We start from the raw sequence: 19,459 nt of genomic DNA, 5'->3' as shown, positions 1-19,459 counted from the left end.
GGGGTTTTCATTCATTTTCATTCATCCACTATGGTTTTAATTCGGTCAATAAATTTTTTTCTAGTGTAAAACTGATTAATCGTTAAATCCATTACCTGTTTAAATTTAACATGGTCAGAATACGATTTTTCCCTAATGATTCTGTTCCACTCCCGAAAAATATCAGCAGGATAGACTAAGGCATACAAAAAAGGTTTTTGATGAATATATTTCTTAATTGGTTCATATTGGAGCAGCTTATCAAACGACCAGTCAAGATAAGGAAGAATCCGATTTGCGTATTGTAAATAATCAAAAACTGCGGGGCCGATGCTGATTAAATCAAAATCGATTAATAATAATGTTCCACTTTTGTCGCGTAAAAAATTATGATGGGCAACATCCCCATGCAAAATCACATAGGGTTCTTTTTTAAAAAAGAGGTATTCCTTTTCCATACCCGCAAGTGACCATTCTGCCCATGAGACCATTTCCGAAATAAAGGGTTCGTTGAAAAAATATTTAACGAAGGGAAGATTGTTCGAAAAAATATGATTCCGCTCTGTCCACTTACCAATTAAATCTGCTTTTGGCAGCAATCTACGATACCGTGCTGCAAAGGATGCCGTTGTTTGATGGAATTGTTCGAGTAGATCAATCCCTTCCTGGCGGTTTTTATGCGAGTGAAAGGAAAAAGTGGTTTTGCTCGGGGCAACATACTCGATGCATCCAAAGTAAATACCTTCAAAAAACAACGGTTCTTTCAAACTGGGATTAAGAAATTTATATGTTTTGCTGAAACCTTCATTGTTCAATGTGGTAGTAAACGCTTCTTGAAGTCTAAGTCTGCTGTTGGTTTGGTACCCTTTTATGATATAAGTATTTTTCTCTGTTTTTAAAAATAAAACAGATTTTCTGATCGGAACCATTTGGATGATTTTTTCTGTAAACTGCGACCGAAAATAAGAGAGGAGACGATTAAAATAATCATCGTCTCCATTTTTGTTTTTTGTTGTATTAACTGCTTTCATCCTGGAACCCTTGCATTCCATAAGGATTAATCCCAACCGGTCCCATTCCATAGGGGTTCATAAATGGAGGCTGAGCAACATTACCCGGTCCAGAATATGGCGCACTAAAAATTGGCGGTGTTGGCGGTATAAAGGCTGGTGCAACATATGTTGGAGCTGCTGGTATTCCGGCCGGCATACCAGCTGGGACTGCGCCGCAGCCGCAATCACCTAAGGCACCTGTCCCGACAGGCAGTCCTTGTGTTGGATAAGGCTGCTGCATATAAGGTATTTGTGCTCCGTAGCTTGGAACTGGTGCTTCTGCTGTCTCAAAATCTTCTCCCATAGTCTGTGGGGCTCCGCCCATTCCCGGAGGGTAGCCATACGGCATTTGACCATATGGTACTCCCATTCCATATGGGTTTACCATCCCAGGAGTTCCATACATCGGTCCAGGCGCAAATCCAGTCGGATGATGCGGGGCATGGTAATAGGATGAACTTTCGACAGGGTATCCTCCTGGTACCCCTGTTTGAAAGGCTGGTGCTGCTCCAGGGAAACCTACTGGTGCTGCTCCAGGGAAGCCACCTGGCATTTGTCCATATCCGGCTGGAACTTGACCAAATGCGGCTGGATCCACATAAGGCTGCTGGAACGCTGGGTTTTGGACGGCGCCTGGAATAAATCCTGGGTTCATTGCAGGCATTTGCGGCATAAATGATGATGATTCATCATGAAAGTGCTGTGGTACAAAGGGTGCCCCCGCTACATTTGGAGCAAAACCTGGTGCTACAGGCGGGTATCCAGCCGCACCAGGCATCATACCAGGCATCATACCAGGCATCACACCACCCGGCATATGCGGAAACGGCATATACGGTGTTGGTACCGGGAACCCTCCAAATGGCGGGCAGAATCCTGGCCCAGGCATAACCGGTGTCATTGGAACACAGTCTTGAACAGGCATTTGAACTGGTGCTTCAAAAACAGGTTCTGGAATTGGATTTGCTTTCATTGGCATCTCTTTAATTGGCATTTCCTTAATTGGCATTTCTTTAATTGGTGCTTCTTTGATAGGCATTTCTTTCTTAGGAACTTCTTTTATTTCAGGAAGAATATTGGTTGGCTTCGGCGGCAGCTGCGGTTGAGGAATCATATTTGTCATATTCATCATATAGTAGTTGTTAATATCAATTTCTGGGACTACTTGCAGGGGCATTTTTGGAGTATAGGGTGCTTTTGGTGCTTCTTTAATGATCGGCTTCTCTTTCGCAATTGGTACTTCTTTGATTGGAGCTGCTTTGATTGGAGCTTCTTTAATCGGTGCCTCCTTAATCAGTGATTCTTTTAATGGTTTCTCTTTGGCAATCGGCATTTCCTTTTTTGCTCCCATATTGATTGTCGTACCTGGATTGTGTCCTGCAGGTGCTCCTTTTTTTATCGTTCCACCTGAAGTTGGGACCTTTACTTTCATTCCGGGCATAATCATATCAGGGTTGCTGAGCTGTGAATTCATCTTTTTCAGCTCTTCAAAATTCACGCCGTACTTCTTGGCGATCTTCCAAAGAGTATCCCCTTTCTGTACGATATGGATCTTCACTCTGATTCCCTCCTATGGCATAAGTCCATATAGTGTATGTGAAGATGGGCAAAGTGCTAACATTCTTCAAAAAAACTTATGCTAGTTTTTTTAAAAATATGAATAAGTCCCGGATTATTGGAGTTCGTTACATTCGCAAATAAAAGGCTTAGATTCGAAATAAATGGCTCAAATTCGCAAATAAACTATTCTTGTCCGGCAGATAAATTTTTTTTGCTCTGATAAAGACCAATAAAAAAGATGCAATCAGCTATAATTGCATCTTTTTTATATATTATGAATTTTTTAGCATCCGTTCCAGCGCAAATTTAGCGTTTTCGGCAATTTCAGGACTAACTTTAATGACATTAGTCGTATCCTCTAATGTATCTAAGCTCCATACCAGGTGTGGCAGGTCAATTCTGTTCATCGTCAAACAAGGACACATATGAGGATTTAGAGAAATAATCTGTTTATCCGGATGATCTTTAATCAGACGGTTAACCAAGTTCATTTCTGTACCAATGGCCCATGCAGACCCAGGCTCGGCATTTTCAATTGCATTGATGATATAGCTCGTGGAACCCGCCATATCTGATAATTCGACGACTTCGCGGCGGCATTCGGGATGGACGATAATTTTCATGTCCGGATACTTATAACGTGTATCAATCACATTTTGAACAGTAAAGTTTTCATGGACAGAGCAATGCCCTTTCCAAAGGATTACCTTTACTTGGGAAACTTCACCATCGTATTCTAATGTATCGTTAATAGGATTCCAAATGGCCATTTCGCCTAGGGCGATGCCTAAATCAGCTGCCGTATTACGACCTAAATGCTGATCTGGCAAAAATAAAATCCGCTCCTTCTGTTCGAATGCCCATTTCACCATTGTCTCGGCATTCGAAGAGGTTACCGTTGCCCCGCCATTAGCACCAACGAATGACTTAATAGCAGCCGTTGAATTGACATAAGTTAATGGAAGAATTGTATCTCCGAACATTGCCTGCAGCTTCTCCCAGGCTTTCTCCGTTTGCCCTAAATCCGCCATATCAGCCATCGAGCAGCCCGCGCGCATATCAGGCAGGATGACCTTTTGGTCTTCAGTCGTTAAAATATCAGCCGTTTCTGCCATAAAATGAACTCCACAGAAAACGATGAATTCCGCTTCTGTATTTTCTGCCGATAATTGTGCTAGCTTTAGGGAATCCCCTGTCGCATCAGCGAACTGAATCACTTCATCCTTTTGATAATGGTGTCCTGGGATGAATAAGCGAGAGCCGAGTTTGTTTTTCACCTCGATCACCCGGGCCTCTAATTCCTCCCGTGACATCTGCTTATATTTTTCAGGAATCATTTTATTGGTTTGTAGTGAGGCTAAAATGTTCATCCTATTCTACTCCTTTATTCCATTTTACTTTTACGCTAATATCCAACGCTTTATAAGAATGGGTCAAAAATCCAAGGGAAATATAATGAACACCTGTATCGCCATAGCCAGCCAGGTTGCTCAACTGGATACCGCCTGATGCTTCGGTAATAATTCCGGCCGGAACCAATTTAATTAATTCCTTGATTTCGTCAGGGGTGCGATTATCGAACATAATTACATCGGCACCAGCATTCACCGCTTCCACCACTTGTTCTTCTGTCTCAACTTCTACTTCGACCTTCACCATATGACCGGCTTTTTTCCGGACGGTTGCAACAGCCATTTCAATCGAACCTGCAAAAGAAATATGATTATCCTTAATCATGACACCGTCATATAACCCAAAGCGGTGATTAAAGCCGCCACCAGTAAGGACAGCATATTTTTCAAACATCCTTAGTCCAGGCGTGGTTTTTCGAGTGTCGCAGATTTTCGTAAAATTACTATTTAACTTATGAACCGCTTTATTTGTGAGAGTGGCAATTCCACTCATTCTTTGAATAAGATTAAGAACCACTCTTTCTCCTTTTAAAAGATCAGAAATTTTTCCAGATACAAGTGCGAGCTGCTGACCATATTCAATTTGGTCTCCATCTTTTACAAGTAACTCCACGTTAATATCGTTATTTAACAGCTTGAAACCTGTTTTAATCACATCTTCACCGCAAAAAATTCCTTCATCCTTGGCGAGAAAAACAATTTCACCATTCGTTTCATTCGCAAAAATTAAATCAGTGGTAATATCCTGTTCGCCTATATCTTCGATAAAAAAATTCTCAAGTTGTGAGCGCAGTTTTAGTGTGTTCATGATCCTTTTTCACTTCCCGTTTATTTTTATGAATGAGCGATTTTCTTAGCCAATTCGTGTCATCCTCATGTGGATAATCACTTCTAAAGTGGCCGCCGCGGCTTTCTTTCCGTTTTAAAGCTGAATCCGTAATCAGTTTTGCCGTCAGTACCATGAAAATCTTTGTTAAGTCTTGAGCAGAAAACGAATCAAGTTCATTTAATTCATGAACCTTAAATTGTTGAAGCCATTTTCTTTGCTTCCTAAGGTCCACTTCATTGCGAACGATTCCTACCCGCTCCATCATGTAATCCTTGATTTGCTGCTCTGTAGGTAAATTGATTTTTTGCTTGGTAAAAAATAATTTAGGCTGTTCTAATTCTGGTGCATCACCCTGATAAGCTTGAATCCATTCTGATAATTTTTTCCCTTGATACAATCCTTCTAAAAGGGAATTGCTTGCTAAGCGGTTGGCCCCGTGCAAGCCTGTACATGCCGCTTCGCCGATGGCATAAAGTCCATCAATAGAGGTTCGGCCGATTAAATCCGTTTTAATGCCGCCCATTAAAAAATGGCATCCAGGAGCAACGGGAATTTTTCCTGCTAATAGGTCAATGCCATTTTGCTCGCATAGAGCCGTGATCGAAGGGAAACGTTTCTGAAAATCTTTTATTCTACTAATATCCAAATATACGTTTTGGTCATTTTTCAAATATTCATAGATCGTTTGCGAAACCACATGACGTGGAGCAAGGTCTTTATAGGGATGGACTCCCTCCATAATCGGAGTTCCATCATCTGTAACAAGGATAGCTCCATCGCCCCTTACGGCTTCGGAAACCAAGCCTTTTGTTTCACCATTAAGATACAAAAGAGTTGGATGGAATTGAATAAATTCCATATCGACAATCTCGGCACCAGCCAAGTATGCAAGCGCAATTCCATCGCCGCCAACCGTCCTGGCATTTGACGTAAAGCTGTACAATTGCCCGCAGCCGCCAGTAGCGATTATGATGTGCTTACCGAAATAAATATGAACACTGCCATCCGTCCGTTTTGTTTTTACCCCAATGCAGCGATTTTTTTGCTCGTTCAAAACCAATTCATAAGCAAATACATCTTCTTCTACCAACACATTGTCGGAAAGCTGGCTAATCAAGTGCTCGATTACGTTTTTACCAGTAGCGTCCCCGCCGCCATGGACAATGCGATGCTTGCTGTGGGCTCCTTCCATGCCAAGGAGCAATTCCCCTTGATGATTTCGATCGAAAACATCTCCCTGCCTGGCAATTGCCTCAATAAGTGATGGTGCTTCATATATGATTTCTCTTACTGTGTCAGGATTATTGTGGAATCTTCCTGCTTCTAAAGTATCTTCCAAATGTTTGGATGGATGATCATGTGCGCCAATAGCCGCGGCGATCCCGCCTTGAGCAAGATAGGAATTTGCCGTTCTAATTTTTGACTTTGTGAGAATTCTCACATTCTTTTCATTTCCTAACTGGACAGCAAGCTGTAAAGCTGCTACCCCGCTTCCAATAATTACAACATCATCTTTCATCATAGGTTGACCCCCCCTGATTAACAGGTGTCTTGACATATATATTTACACAGATTTAAACTAAAAACAAGTATTATATTAAAAAGTTATTGGAGAATATATTATGATATATTTTGATTTTGCTGCTACCACTCCATTAGATCATGAAGCTGCGGAAATTTATCTGAAGGTCTCAACCGAATACTTTGGCAATGCCAGCAGTCTTCATGATTTTGGGGGTCAATCCTCTGCCCTGCTAGACAATTGCCGCGAAGAATTGGCGAAAATTTTGGGTGTTGATAAAAAGCGACTGTTCTTTACAAGCGGGGGTTCTGAAAGTAATTTTTTAGCAATAGAGGCTTTGTTATCAGCTCCCTTAAAAAAAGGCAAACATATAATTGCAGGTATGGCAGAGCATTCATCTATTCACGGAGAACTTAGGAGATTAGAGAAGGCAGGGTACGAAATCACGTTCCTTCCGTTCGATGCATCAGGGCTTATTGATATAGATAAGCTTGCAAGCGAAATTAGACCAGAAACCATATTAGTTGCCGTCCAGCATGTAAATTCAGAAATCGGAACAATCCAGCCAGTCGAGGCCATTGCGGAATTTTGCAGGGCTCATCAGATTCATTTCCACAGCGACTGTGTCCAGTCGTTTGGAAAAATTGATTTAAAAAGCATAACACCGCTTGTTAGCAGTATTTCTTTTTCCGGGCATAAAATATATGGTCCAAAAGGGATTGGCGGTGTGTATATCAATCCGCGCATTCATTGGGATCCCTTTTTTCCAGGTGGATCACATGAAAGTGGTTTTCGGCCAGGCACCCTGAATGTTCCAGCAATTGCGGCAATGACCGTTGCTGCGCAGAAAACTCTCGGACAGAATCCATCGAATCATGATATGTTTGCATTACTACGAAACACCTTTATTGAAGCACTTACGCCAATTAAAGATAGAGTCATAGTTTATGGGGCCCTCGAGGTTGATTCACAACTTCCAAATATAATAGGGCTTAGAATCTCAGGGATAGAGGGACAATGGATGATGCTTGAATGCAATCGCTTAGGATTTGCCATTTCAACAGGAAGCGCCTGTCAAATTGGCATGCAATCCCCTGCCAAAGTAACGCAAGCACTGGGCCTAAATCCAGAAGAGGCCAAACAGTTTATTCGTATATCATTTGGCAAATCTACAACAAAGGAAGATGTTTTACAGCTTGCGGAAAGCATTGTTAAAATTGTCCAGGAATTTTAAATAAGTTATGCTAGAATATAAAAACAGAGAATGTTTGGGAGGAATAATATGGCTGAGCAGAAAAAAATATTAGGAGAAGAAAGGAGGTCCTTGATTCTTCAACTGCTAAAAGACAGTTCCGAACCATTGACGGGAAGTGAACTTGCTGCAAGAACGAATGTTAGCCGGCAAGTCATTGTGGGAGACATTACCCTGCTAAAGGCAAAAAATGAACCGATTATGGCAACAAGCCAGGGGTATGTATATTTAAAACAGAATGCTGGTACCAGGATATATGAAAGAACGATTGCCTGCAAGCATGCACCTAAAGACACGGAAAGGGAATTAAATTTAATGGTGGACCATGGGGTTTTAGTGAAGGATGTAAAAATTGAGCATGCTGTCTATGGTGATTTAACTGCCTCTATCATGGTGTCAAACCGTCAAGAAGTGAAACAGTTTTTGAGTAACCTGCAAACAACGAATGCCGCGTTATTGTCGGAGCTGACAGATGGCATTCATCTTCATACCATTTCTGCTTCAAGCGAAAAAATTCTTGATAAAGCAGAGGCCGCCTTAAAGGCGGAGGGATTTATAATGGAATCATAAAAAGGACCCGGGATTAGTCCCAGGTCCTTTCCTAATTTAATTCTACTAATGTTGACGGATAGCTTCCCATTAGTGTAACTCCGCATCCTAGTGCCTCTAGCTCCGCCATTGCCCCTGGTATTAACACCTCATCAAGCTTCATTTCTAAATCGATAATGAAGAAGTAATTGCCAATCCCAGTTTTCATTGGTCTTGATTCAATTTTGGAGAGGTTTATTTTTCTCCAGGCAAAGGCTGATAAAACTTGGTGCAGTGCCCCGGCACGGTCTGATGGTAAAGTTACCATTAACGTTGTTTTGTAATGGGTTGAGCCACAAATTGCCTGAAAATCAAATTCGTCTTTAGATAAGACCACAAAGCGGGTATGGTTATAGTCAAAATCGTGAATATTCCTTTGAACAATCGATAACCCATATTCTTTGGCAGCCAATTCATTGGCAATAGCAGCCGTATTATGTTCAGGCTCATCCATCACCAATTTCGCCGCAGCCGCAGTAGAAGATACATATTCAAATGGAACGCCTTTAAATTGATTATGTAAGAATTTATGGCACTGCGCGATGGCATGCGAATGGCTATAAATTTTGCTGACATTCTCCCATTTTTCTGCATTCGCAGGATGGACCATCAAATGCTGCTTAATTGGAAGAGTAATTTCTCCGACGATGGGGATTTGAGCAAACTGTGTTAAATAATCAAGCGTAATATTAACGGATCCCTCAAGCGCATTTTCAATCGGAGCAACCGCGAGCCCCACTTTTTTGTCCACTACGGCATCCATACATTCTGGTATCGTCCGAAAAGGCTCTAGCTCGAAGCCTGGGAAAACCTTTGTGACTGCAAGTTCCGTAAAGGTTGCCTTAGGCCCTAAATAACCAATTTTCATTGCATTCCACTCCCTATTTTTAAAAAGAAAGCTGAGAACTGGTTTCTCAGCAGACTTTTGTCCGCTATGCACCTGTTCCCAGCACTTCTACTTTCTCTACAAATTCGAGTTTTCTAAGTTCGGATAATAATTCATCAATTTCATTTGTCATATTTGCCGTGTTTAAGGAAAGAGTTACGTTCGCCCTGCCCTGAAGGGGAATCGTTTGGTGGATGGTTAGAACATTACCACCATAAGAGGCAACAACACTTAATAACTTTGACAATGTACCGGAGCGATCCTCTAAATGAAAGAATAACGAGACTAAGCGCTCCTGTTTAATGGTTGAAAAAGGAAACACTGTATCCCTATATTTATAAAAGGCGCTCCTGCTTAAGTCAACACGCTGGACAGCTTCCGCAATCGAATCCGCCTTGCCTCTATCAAGCATTTCTTTCACTTCAATCGTTTTTTTCATCGCTTCTGGCAAAACGTCTTCACGGATTAAATAAAATTTTTTATCTATGTTATCCATTTTCATTTCATTACCTCTTTACCTGAAACCCTAATCAATAAACTCAAATTCGAAATCTAATAACTTAACGACATCCCCATCTTTTGCCCCGCGTTGTCTTAAAGCCTCATCGACCCCTAGACCGCGAAGCTGGCGTGAGAAGCGGCGAACAGATTCTTCTGTTGAAAAATTAGTCATCTTAAAGAGCTTTTCAATTTTTTCACCTGAAACCACAAACGATCCATCTGATTCTCTTGAAATGTGGAAGGCATCCGGATCCTTCTCGTGCTTGTAAAGAACACGATGGACGCCAGTATCCTCTTCTTCATGCTCAAGCGGGAATTCCGGTGTTTCCTCAATTTTATCAGCAACAGCAAACAATAGCTCGCGCAATCCCTTTCGTGTAATGGCCGAAATAGGGAAAATTGGATAATCCTCTTCGAGCTGCTCTTTAAAGGTTTCTAAATTCTCCTCCGCACCAGGCATATCCATTTTATTGGCTACAATAATTTGCGGACGCTCTGTTAAACGCAGATTATATTCTTGTAATTCTTTATTAATCGTCAGGTAATCCTCAAATGGGTCTCTGCCTTCCGTTGCCGCCATATCAATGACATGAACAATAACTCTCGTCCGCTCGATATGACGTAAAAACTGATGTCCAAGACCTACACCGGCATGTGCCCCTTCAATAAGCCCAGGAAGATCAGCCATGACAAAGCTTCGGCTGTCCTCTGTTTCCACCATCCCCAGATTTGGAACAATCGTAGTAAAATGGTACTCGGCGATTTTTGGCTTCGCTGAAGAAACAACGGACAATAGCGTTGATTTCCCAACGCTAGGGAAACCAACTAGCCCAACATCAGCAAGCAGCTTAAGCTCTAGTATGACGTCACGTTCTTGGCCTGGCTCACCATTTTCAGCAAGCTCCGGTGCCGGATTGGCTGGAGTGGCAAAACGGGAATTCCCCCGGCCGCCGCGTCCTCCTTTTGCAATTACTGCCTGTTGTCCATGCTCAACTAAATCAGCAATGACTTCATTTGTCTCAGCATCAGTAACAACGGTCCCAGGCGGTACCTTAACAATCATATCCTTGGAATTACGACCATGCTGATTCTTGGACATACCATGCTCGCCACGTTGTGCTTTAAAATGGCGCTGATAACGGAAATCCATTAGAGTACGCAAGCCTTCTTCTACTCGAAAAACTACATTGGCGCCCTTCCCGCCATCACCGCCGGCCGGACCGCCCTTTGGTACATATTTTTCACGGCGAAACGCGACCATTCCGTTTCCACCGTCTCCACCTTTTACATATATCTTGACTTGATCGACAAACATTTTTTTCCTCCTGTCGCACAAATAAATCAACTGATGATTGCGACGAGAAGCCCTGTGTTTTATACCGTTTAAAGTTTAGGTATAAAAACTTCCAGTGCGAGTTCGCTTTCCGAGAATTCCTTGACCTCTAAGTCCAATGTTTCGGACTCTCCAAGGAATTTTTCAATCAGTTCACTTTTTATTATTATCCCGCTAAAATCGAAAAAGAAACGAATTCCTTCTGATTGCGGCTCAATTGTAATCGATAAATGGTTTTCTTGAAATGCTTCGATTGCATTATTTAAGCATGAAAAAAAGGAACTTGTCCAATTTGTCAGGACAGAATCGTTCATTTTTAATGGTTCTGCATCCTCAAATACCTCATATTCGAGTCTAAAAAAAGGATTCTCCCAATTAGAGGTGAATAGAAGAGAGGCAAATAAAGGCATATTTAAATTTGAAAGCTTTGTCTCATGCTGGGCTTCAATCACAATTTCATCAATGACCTCTTTAGCCCGGTCAATTCGATTTAAATCGATGTTCCCTTTTATCAACTGAAGCTTATTCAACCAATCATGACGCGAGTGCCGCAGCACCTCGACGATTCCCCATTCTTTCTCCATACCCACACTCCCACATTAAGTGTCGGAACACACTGTTTGTTGTTAGTATATCAAAAAAGTAACCATGAGTAAGCTTTTTTATACGAAAGGTTTCCTAAAGTGGTAAAAAAAAGAAGCACAATACGAGGAAATACCCTTAATATGATATTTATCAGAGCAAAAAGAAAACTCTAACCGGTCAGGTTAGAGTTTCCAATAAAAGCATTACGCTTCTTGAGCTACTGGATAAACGCTCACTTTTTTACGGTCACGACCTAAACGTTCGAATTTTACAACGCCGTCGATTTTTGCAAAAAGAGTGTCGTCACCACCGCGGCCTACGTTTTCACCTGGGTAAATCTTTGTACCGCGTTGACGGTAAAGGATTGAACCACCAGTTACGAATTGACCATCTGCACGCTTAGCACCAAGGCGCTTTGCGATAGAGTCACGTCCGTTCTTTGTAGAACCTACTCCCTTTTTAGATGCAAACAACTGAAGATCTAATTTTAATAACATTTATTCCACCTCCTGCTTTTTGAAGGTAATTTTTATGTGCTCTCCGTACGTTTCTTCAATCGATCGTAATGAAACAATCATGCCCTCAAGAAGAAGCTGAACTTTCTCTTGTGTATCAGAAGGAAGATCCTCCGGAAGAACACAGCGGAGAAGTCCGTCTGCTCGATGTTCTAGGTCGGGTGTGACATTAGTTAGTTCGTGCACCGCATTGATAGCACCAACAGACACGGCAGATACGCCTGCACAGACAATATCTTTGCCCCGATCAGCAAACAAAGCATGACCACTTATTTCAAAGGATTGAATCGCACCGGACTCAGTACGAGTAATCGTAATTCCAATCATCTATTTTCCAACACCTTACGCGTTGATTTTTTCGATGATTACTTTAGTGTAAGGTTGACGATGACCTTGCTTCTTACGGTTGTTTTTCTTCGCTTTGTACTTGAAAACAATGATTTTCTTCGCACGGCCTTGTTTTTCAACTTTAGCTGTAACAGTAGCGCCTGCAACAACAGGGCTTCCAACTTTTACAGTTTCACCGCCAACGAAAAGAACCTTGTCAAAAGTAACTGTTTCACCAGCTTCAACATTTAATTTTTCAATGTAGATAGCTTGGCCTTCTTCGACTTTAAGTTGCTTACCGCCAGTTTCGATAATTGCGTACATGAACTGCACCTCCTTATAAACTCAGACTCGCCATACACAGGCGTTCCCACGAATTACGCAGAAATCTTACTACCTGTTCTGTGCGGTTGTAGCACGGGTGCTACAAACATAACATTAAAATCATACATAATTTTAGTGAAAGTGTCAATAGAAATCGAAAGCTTTTTGGGATATCTCGTCCGTAGTGCCGAATTGCTTCAAAACGTAATGATGATTCGGAGAAGGCTGAATTGTAAAAAACACTTTAAAACCAAGCAATTCTTCCAATATTTCAAGGTGAGTCTGCATAAGCTCTTTGACTTCTGCTGTCGTTTCTATTAAGACTGCTTCAAATTCAGAATTGCGATGCTCGAGAAGCTCTCGCTCAAGACGAAAGGCGATTGTTTCCGCACTTAAGATACGGCCTGTCCCATCGCAAACTGGACATTTTTCCTTTAGTGCTTCTGAAAGGGCAACCCTGGTTTTTTTTCTTGTCAGCTGCAGAATCCCAAGCGGCGTAAATCCAATCAGTCTCGTTCTTTTTTCATCTTTGGCAAGTTCTTTTTCGAAAAGATCCAGAATCGCTTGCTTGTCTTTTTCGCGTTTCATATCGATAAAATCAATCAGAACGATGCCGCCGATGTCCCGCAGGCGGAGCTGTCTAACGATTTCTTTGGCCGCATGTTGATTAGTTTTGAGAACGGTATCCTGATAATCGGACTTGCCGGAGAATTTCCCTGTATTCACATCGATAATGGTCAGGGCTTCCGTTTCATCGAAGATAAGGTAGGCACCTTGATCGAGCCAAACCACCCGCTTGAGGGCTTTCTCGATTTCATGCTCTATTTTGTTGGCAGAAAAAATATTTTCAAGGCTGTTGTAGTAAGTGAATGAAACTTGATTATTTTTTTGTTCCAGCATTTTTTTGACGGTGAGGTCATCTATAATAACTTCACCTGTTGTCATCTTTGAGACTTGCTCCATAAGCATTTCCAAGAAGGTATCTTTTTGAAAAATAATCCCTGGCTTTTTTATGGCCGCGGCTTTTTGAAGCAGTTCTTGATATTGGCCACGTAGGAAATTCAGCTCTTCGACAATCTCATCTTCAATGCAGTCTGTGCTAGACGTACGAAAAATAATTCCTTCTTCTTCTGATTTCAAGCGGCTTCCTATACTTCTTAGTGCAGCATTTTGCCGTTCATCGACTATTTTTTTAGAAACCGCAGTATAACGCCCCTTCGGCATGTAGATAAGATTGGTGCCCTGCAGTTCAATAATGCCCGTTACTTTTGGGCCTTTTGATCCGGTTGCATCCTTGTCCACCTGAACGAGGAGCTTTTCACCCTGATGAACAAACGAAGAGATGTTCTTCTGCTTTTCTGTTGAGAGTATGTATGAGGGCAGGTTGTCACGATGCAAATAGGCTTTTTTTTCTTCTCCTATATCGATGAAGGCTGCATTCATTCCAGGCAAAACCTTTGTCACTGTCCCAAAATAAATATTACCGACCAGTGATTGGTGCTCTGGTCGGTCGATAATAATTTTTTCAACTTGTTTGTCACGCAAAACTGCATACCGCTTTTCACGCCCAAAGTAATTAATAATTAACTTTTCCAACCGTGTTTCCTCGCTTTATATAAAAATACCATTAGAGAACAATTACGATGGAAATTTCCTAAAAATGTCTCCAATAACCCTTATTGAGGACAAAATGAGTGGCTTTTCGCCTAAAATGTCTCCAATAGCCCTTATTGAGGACAAAACTAGTGGTATTTTTCACCTAAAATGTCTTCAATAGCCCTTATTGAGGACAAAATGAGTAGCTTTTTCGCCTAAAATGTCTCCAATAGCCCTTATTGAGGACAAAATGAGTGGCTTTTTCGCCTAAAATGTCTCCAATAGCCCTTATTGAGGACAAAATTTCCGATATTTTACCAAATTTTCTCTTATAGTTTACTTTATAATTGTAGAAGCGCTCGAACCTCGAGCGCTCCACTTTATATTTCAATTATACCCTTTTAGTATGAAAATAAAAGGTCGCTGATTTTATCGGTCAACCGTTTTTCTGTGAAGTAAGCATGCAATAGTTCATTTTCATCCAATCTACCTTTTTCCCGGCCATCCACTTCCACTATGATCGGGTGCTTGCAGCCGCGTTGAAATTTTTCTAAAACATGAATGAGTAATTCCTCTTCATCCGCTTGGATAGGCTTCAAATTGTGCAGGCCGGATTTTTTTCCGTAATGGCGCTCTAATAAAAATCGCATAAAAATATAGCGCCGCTGCTTCCATTCGTGGTATAGCGAGAAAAATAAGAATGCAACTATGATCCAAACATTGAGATGTGTGGGAGCCGCTGCTAAGATTGCGATGGAAAATAGAAGTAAGCTGCCAAACGATAGCAAAAGCGTAATACGATGGGCGTTCGGAAATGAATTTTTTAATGATAGCAGCAGGAATACCAGCTTGCCGCCATCAAGCGGCCAGACTGGAAATAGATTAAACAGAAAAATCATCAGATTATAACTCAAAAAGAGGCTAAATAACTCTTCTGAAATGAGATGAAAGGATAATAAACCGTATGCCAATCCAACCATCCAAACATGCTGGAGAGGCCCGGCAATGACCACAATGGCCTCCTCTTTTAACGGCCGGTTGCCATGCTCATCCATCTCAGCCACCCCGCCAAAAGGCAGAAGGGTTATTTTTTTGATCCTCCATGAAAAAAAAGAAGCTGCAGCAGCATGCCCCATTTCGTGAATGAAAATAATCCCAAGGAGTAAACAAACTTCTAGGAAATGCGCTGTAGCAATCGAAAGTGCAATCACAATCCACAACAATGGATGGATATGAACATGACGAAGTAAATATATCGCTCTATTCAAATCGAATCACCTGAATTGGGTCGATGAAATCATCGCCTTTTTTTATCGCAAAATAATATTTTCCTTTTGATTTATCTTCGCCAGTGGAGGAGGATACGGAGCCAACCACCGTTCTTTTTTCAACAAAGTCATATAAATTAACCTTAATCGTGTCCAAATTGCCATACCAGGTTTCAGAACCGTCTGAGTGCTGGATGATGACTGTATTCCCCAGCCCATCTTTCACCCCAGTAAAGCGGACGAAGCCATCATTAATCGCTTGAACCCCTGCGCCTTTTTGCGTCTCGATCATGATGCCTTGGCCATTTTTCTTAAAATTCTCAAGGAGTCGTCCGGAAACCTCCACGGCGGATTTATTTTGGACGACCTCTTTTTTGCTGGCTTTATCGTCCTTGGTAAAAGGCAGCAGGGCAAGAGGTTTGCCAAACTTATCCTCGTACCACTTTGATACAGTGGCAAACTTAAAGTCCTTGTCCATTGTTTTGACAATCGCATCCCTTGCTGGTTCCAGTGAGGCTGTTTGATTGCGAAACAGGATAGCTACCACTAAAAACAAAAGAATAGACGCTAAGATTTTAAAGAAAAAGACTTCCTTCTTAAATAATGGATGCCCGTCGTCTCCATTCGACCCTGAAGAGGTAAACTGATTAAATCCGTATTTATCATCATCATCACCAGGCCAAGCAATATGTCGTTCTGGACTTTTGCCTTGAGTCCCTTGAGTCCCTTGAGTCCCTTGTTCTTTTTTTCTTCTGGCGATTCGCCGCCGTATTTCATCCGCTGAAGACCGAGCCATATCCATCAACCCTTTTCCCGCTTTTTGTACAAGTTTATGAACAGGATTTAAAGAGTATGACTACAAAAAAAGCCTGTCAATATTTAATTAGACAGGCTTCACTATTATCGAACTCCAAAGAACTTTTTAAGTTTTGTAAAGACGCCCTTGTTTGCTTCTTCAAGCGGCTGAAGCGGGATGGATTCCCCTAGGATTCTTCTGGCTATATTCCGGTAGGCAATAGATGCCTTGCTGTTAGGATTTAAGGCAATCGGTTCGCCGTGGTTTGAAGCTTTAATGACTTCTTCATCGTCCGCGACAATTCCGACTAGCTCAATGGATAAATGCTGGGTGACCTCGTCTAAATCGAGCATGTCACCGCTCTTCATCATATGATTGCGAATCCGGTTCACAACTAATCTTGGAGATTCCATCCCCTTTTCTTTTTCAAGGAGGCCAATAATCCGATCGGCATCGCGTACGGCAGAAACTTCAGGCGTCGTGACGACAATGGCTTTATCCGCGCCAGCAATAGCATTTTTATAGCCTTGTTCAATTCCGGCAGGACAGTCAATAATGATATAATCGTAATCCTGCTTTAATTCGGTGATGAGTTCTTTCATTTGCTCTGGCTGAACAGCCGATTTATCAACGGTTTGAGCTGCAGGCAATAAATACAATAACCCATCAAAACGTTTATCCTTCACTAAAGCTTGATGGATTTTGCATCTTTTTTCTACAACATCAACCAAATCATATATAATTCGGTTTTCAAGTCCCATTACGACATCTAAGTTTCGAAGACCGATGTCAGTATCCACTAAGCATACTTTTTTCCCTTGCAGGGCGAGTGCAGTACCAATGTTCGCAGAGGTTGTAGTTTTGCCTACTCCGCCCTTACCGGATGTAATTACTATTGCTTCTCCCACTTTAATGTCCCCCTTCTAATCTATTTAAATTAGGCCTTAATTGGATTAAAGCTTGCAATCTATCAATAATGATTTGGCGGTTATCATCTATGTAAGCACATTCCATTTCGCGTTTCTCTATACTTTGAACCGATTCCGGAGTTCGTTCAATACAATCGCTAATCCTCAGCTGTGAAGGTTTCATGCTCGAAGCAGCGATGACAGCTTGATCATTGCCAAAATAACCGGCATGGGCCACTCCCTTAAGTGTACCCATAATAAATATATTTCCGCCTGCAATCACCGTTCCACCAGGATTTACATCACCAATTAACAGTATATCCCCTGGAACCTCTAACACCTGGCCGGAACGAATAATGCGTGACACGGTCACGACCTCTGTTTCCGCCTTTAAGCGATTGGCTTCTTCTTTTGTGATTACATTTGCTTCAATATCATCAACAACTAAATTCTTTTTTTGCCGAATTAACTCTTTTAATTCTTCCTTTTGATCCTCTGTTAAATAACGATTTCCGATTTCCACTTTAACAGATATTAAATGCCGCTCATCCTGTGTCTGGGAATTGGCAGAAAGCTTTTGGTCTAATTCTTTTTTTAGCTCCTCATAGGAACAGCTGTCATCAAGATGCAGGACAAGTCCATCCTTTGTACCTTTTATTGTAACATTTTGCCGATTTTTCATGGAGATTTTTTCACCTCATAATTAAAAAAACAATTTCGGAATAGGCAAATAAGGAAAATGACCTATTCCGAATCAAAGTGCAGACTCTTCTTTATAAAATTCGACACGATGCGTCTATTCTCCTCTTTTTTAAAAAAATCATTCATCTCTTAATGCATCGGCATACTTTTCAAAGCGTCTCTTTAATGGATATCCAAAAATCAACACAAAAACCGCATTTAAGATTAGCGTTGGATAAAATCGCAAATTCAAAAAGCCCATAAAATCGAGATCGGTTACATGAATGAGGAAGTTCATTTCATATACCCCAATCTCCAATAATGCAATGGCAAAAAGCGAAACAAGGAAGGCAATAATGATATTAGACTGCATGATATGCATAATTTTCGTAACAATGTAACAGATAAAGGGAAAAAGAAAAAAGTATATCCCAATAATTTCAACATAAACAATATCAAATATCATCCCAAAAATGGCGGCATAGATGATACCTTGTTTTTTGCCTGTAAAAATCGTTAAAAAAACAAGAGCCGCAAATAAAAAATGGGGGACGATGACCTTGCCTCCGAAAAGGTTGCCAGGAAAAAATTGAACAAAAAGACTTTCAACTAGAAAAAGAAACAAAAACAAAAGAGGAAGAAGGAATTTTTTCATAGATCCTTCTCCTTCTCGTTTTCCATATCGGTTATTTCAGGCTGTGTCATCAATCGTTTAATGACAATGACGTTTTCAATATCATAAAAGTCCGCTCCGGGTTTTATTAATGCCGTTTGATTTAGTCCATACTGATCAGGTTTAACCTCGACAACCTTCCCAACGACCAAACCTTCGGGAAAAACCCCGCCCTTACCTGAGGTAATCACATTTTGGCCTTTTTCCACTTTAACTCCAGCAGGAATGCTTTTCACTAACAGTAATTTCTTTTTATCATCAAAGCCTTGAACAAATCCGTAAATACTTGTTTCACCTTGAATGGTTACGGAAATCCGGTTCTTAGGATCCATCGCACTCAATAGCTGCACAGTGGAGCTGAATTGGTTGACCGTCTTCACTTTGCCAATCAGACCTTTGGCCGTAACGACCGCCATATTTTTTTTGATGCCGTTGAGATTTCCTTTATCGATAATAATCATTTCATGCCAACGATCAGGGTTTCTGCCAATAACAGTAGCTGGTAATGGTTTAAAATCTCTCAGAGTCCTTTTTTCACCGAGAATTTCACGCAATTCCTTATTGTCTTTTTTCAGCTCTTGATTTTCTGCTTCAAGGCTGACAAGATCTTCAGTCCGCGATTTAAGTTCTTTATTCTCTTCATATGTATTTTGCAGGTCCTGGAGATTTTCAAAAAAGCCTGCAACGAAATTGGCAGGCTTTGAAACCAGGGATTGAACCCAGCCGGTTGTGTCCTTCACAAATTGTTCCGGCCAGGATAGTTTACTTCTCTCCCTTAAAGAAAACCCAATCAATGCCACGAGAACAATGATGCTGACAAGCAAAATGATCAGTCGTTTATTTAAAAAGAACTGTGGCATGACTATACACCT

At 41.3% G+C, this 19,459-nt stretch carries 21 protein-coding genes and 1 other annotated feature; of the genes, 2 read left to right on the top strand and 19 right to left on the bottom strand.

The window, feature by feature from the left end:
- Window positions 1-17: 17 nt before the first annotated feature.
- The 5 genes from AC59HZ_RS01365 to nadB all read right to left on the bottom strand — a co-directional run bounded on the left by AC59HZ_RS01365 (window position 18) and on the right by nadB (window position 6,354).
- Window positions 18-1,010 carry a phosphotransferase gene (locus AC59HZ_RS01365; RefSeq protein ID WP_496544127.1) on the bottom strand — a complete coding sequence of 331 codons (993 nt, stop codon included), beginning with the start codon at window positions 1,008-1,010 and terminating at the stop codon, window positions 18-20.
- Window positions 997-2,589 (bottom strand): SafA/ExsA family spore coat assembly protein, encoded by a 1,593-nt coding sequence (gene safA / locus AC59HZ_RS01360; RefSeq protein WP_496544126.1) that lies wholly within the window; start codon window positions 2,587-2,589, stop codon window positions 997-999. The genes AC59HZ_RS01365 and safA overlap by 14 nt, the downstream gene beginning before the upstream one ends.
- 274 nt (window positions 2,590-2,863) lie before the next feature.
- Window positions 2,864-3,961: a quinolinate synthase NadA gene (gene nadA / locus AC59HZ_RS01355; protein ID WP_496544125.1), complete on the bottom strand. Its 1,098-nt coding sequence runs from the start codon at window positions 3,959-3,961 to the stop codon at window positions 2,864-2,866.
- 1 nt (window position 3,962) lies between these two features.
- Window positions 3,963-4,811 (bottom strand): carboxylating nicotinate-nucleotide diphosphorylase, encoded by an 849-nt coding sequence (gene nadC, locus AC59HZ_RS01350; RefSeq protein WP_496544124.1) that lies wholly within the window; start codon window positions 4,809-4,811, stop codon window positions 3,963-3,965.
- Window positions 4,780-6,354, bottom strand: a complete 1,575-nt coding sequence (nadB, locus tag AC59HZ_RS01345) for an L-aspartate oxidase (RefSeq protein ID WP_496544123.1) — start codon at window positions 6,352-6,354, stop codon at window positions 4,780-4,782. Before nadB ends, nadC begins: the two co-directional genes overlap by 32 nt.
- A 100-nt stretch (window positions 6,355-6,454) precedes the next feature.
- Between nadB and AC59HZ_RS01340 the strand changes: the two genes are divergently transcribed.
- Both AC59HZ_RS01340 and AC59HZ_RS01335 read left to right on the top strand, forming a co-directional pair.
- A complete protein-coding gene (locus tag AC59HZ_RS01340; RefSeq protein ID WP_496544122.1) occupies window positions 6,455-7,588 on the top strand; it encodes an IscS subfamily cysteine desulfurase in 1,134 nt (377 codons plus the stop codon).
- Between the two features lie 48 nt (window positions 7,589-7,636).
- On the top strand, window positions 7,637-8,176 hold the full coding sequence (locus AC59HZ_RS01335) for a transcription repressor NadR (RefSeq protein WP_496544121.1): 540 nt from the start codon (window positions 7,637-7,639) through the stop codon (window positions 8,174-8,176).
- Between the two features lie 31 nt (window positions 8,177-8,207).
- Here AC59HZ_RS01335 and pheA read toward each other — a convergent pair whose 3' ends face one another.
- From pheA to mreC, 14 genes are all read right to left on the bottom strand, one after another.
- Complete coding sequence (pheA, locus tag AC59HZ_RS01330; RefSeq protein ID WP_496544120.1) at window positions 8,208-9,062, bottom strand: prephenate dehydratase; 855 nt, start codon at window positions 9,060-9,062, stop codon at window positions 8,208-8,210.
- 64 nt (window positions 9,063-9,126) lie between these two features.
- Entirely contained in the window at window positions 9,127-9,582 is a 456-nt protein-coding gene (locus AC59HZ_RS01325; RefSeq protein WP_496544119.1) for an ACT domain-containing protein, read from the bottom strand.
- 24 nt (window positions 9,583-9,606) lie between these two features.
- Window positions 9,607-10,896, bottom strand: a complete 1,290-nt coding sequence (gene obgE / locus AC59HZ_RS01320) for a GTPase ObgE (protein ID WP_496544118.1) — start codon at window positions 10,894-10,896, stop codon at window positions 9,607-9,609.
- A gap of 68 nt (window positions 10,897-10,964) precedes the next feature.
- A complete protein-coding gene (locus AC59HZ_RS01315) occupies window positions 10,965-11,498 on the bottom strand; it encodes a Spo0B C-terminal domain-containing protein (RefSeq protein ID WP_496544117.1) in 534 nt (177 codons plus the stop codon).
- Window positions 11,499-11,702: 204 nt separating this feature from the next.
- Window positions 11,703-11,996 (bottom strand): 50S ribosomal protein L27, encoded by a 294-nt coding sequence (rpmA, locus tag AC59HZ_RS01310; RefSeq protein ID WP_026572313.1) that lies wholly within the window; start codon window positions 11,994-11,996, stop codon window positions 11,703-11,705.
- Complete coding sequence (locus AC59HZ_RS01305) at window positions 11,997-12,341, bottom strand: ribosomal-processing cysteine protease Prp (RefSeq protein WP_496544116.1); 345 nt, start codon at window positions 12,339-12,341, stop codon at window positions 11,997-11,999. It abuts the gene before it with no gap.
- A 15-nt stretch (window positions 12,342-12,356) separates the two neighbouring features.
- Window positions 12,357-12,665, bottom strand: coding sequence for a 50S ribosomal protein L21 (gene rplU / locus AC59HZ_RS01300; RefSeq protein WP_223591168.1), 309 nt, complete (start codon window positions 12,663-12,665; stop codon window positions 12,357-12,359).
- A 13-nt stretch (window positions 12,666-12,678) separates the two neighbouring features.
- Window positions 12,679-12,763, bottom strand: a sequence feature (ribosomal protein L21 leader region).
- Window positions 12,764-12,809: 46 nt separating this feature from the next.
- Window positions 12,810-14,261 (bottom strand): Rne/Rng family ribonuclease, encoded by a 1,452-nt coding sequence (locus tag AC59HZ_RS01295; RefSeq protein ID WP_496544115.1) that lies wholly within the window; start codon window positions 14,259-14,261, stop codon window positions 12,810-12,812.
- Window positions 14,262-14,662: 401 nt separating this feature from the next.
- The gene (locus tag AC59HZ_RS01290) at window positions 14,663-15,529 is read right to left on the bottom strand and encodes a M50 family metallopeptidase (protein ID WP_496544114.1); all 867 of its coding nucleotides are present in this window, start codon (window positions 15,527-15,529) and stop codon (window positions 14,663-14,665) included.
- Window positions 15,522-16,325 carry a peptidoglycan DD-metalloendopeptidase family protein gene (locus AC59HZ_RS01285; protein WP_496544113.1) on the bottom strand — a complete coding sequence of 268 codons (804 nt, stop codon included), beginning with the start codon at window positions 16,323-16,325 and terminating at the stop codon, window positions 15,522-15,524. Before AC59HZ_RS01285 ends, AC59HZ_RS01290 begins: the two co-directional genes overlap by 8 nt.
- A 104-nt stretch (window positions 16,326-16,429) precedes the next feature.
- On the bottom strand, window positions 16,430-17,233 hold the full coding sequence (gene minD, locus AC59HZ_RS01280) for a septum site-determining protein MinD (RefSeq protein WP_496544112.1): 804 nt from the start codon (window positions 17,231-17,233) through the stop codon (window positions 16,430-16,432).
- Between the two features lies 1 nt (window position 17,234).
- Window positions 17,235-17,915 carry a septum site-determining protein MinC gene (gene minC / locus AC59HZ_RS01275; RefSeq protein WP_496544111.1) on the bottom strand — a complete coding sequence of 227 codons (681 nt, stop codon included), beginning with the start codon at window positions 17,913-17,915 and terminating at the stop codon, window positions 17,235-17,237.
- A gap of 138 nt (window positions 17,916-18,053) precedes the next feature.
- The gene (gene mreD, locus AC59HZ_RS01270) at window positions 18,054-18,569 is read right to left on the bottom strand and encodes a rod shape-determining protein MreD (RefSeq protein ID WP_496544110.1); all 516 of its coding nucleotides are present in this window, start codon (window positions 18,567-18,569) and stop codon (window positions 18,054-18,056) included.
- A complete protein-coding gene (gene mreC, locus AC59HZ_RS01265; protein WP_496544109.1) occupies window positions 18,566-19,447 on the bottom strand; it encodes a rod shape-determining protein MreC in 882 nt (293 codons plus the stop codon). The genes mreD and mreC overlap by 4 nt, the downstream gene beginning before the upstream one ends.
- Window positions 19,448-19,459: the final 12 nt, after the last annotated feature.

It is taken from the genome of Neobacillus sp. DZ-9, from assembly GCF_059587065.1.
The sequence above is the reverse complement of the archived record's forward strand: the minus strand, read 5'-3'. Positions and strand labels throughout refer to the sequence as shown.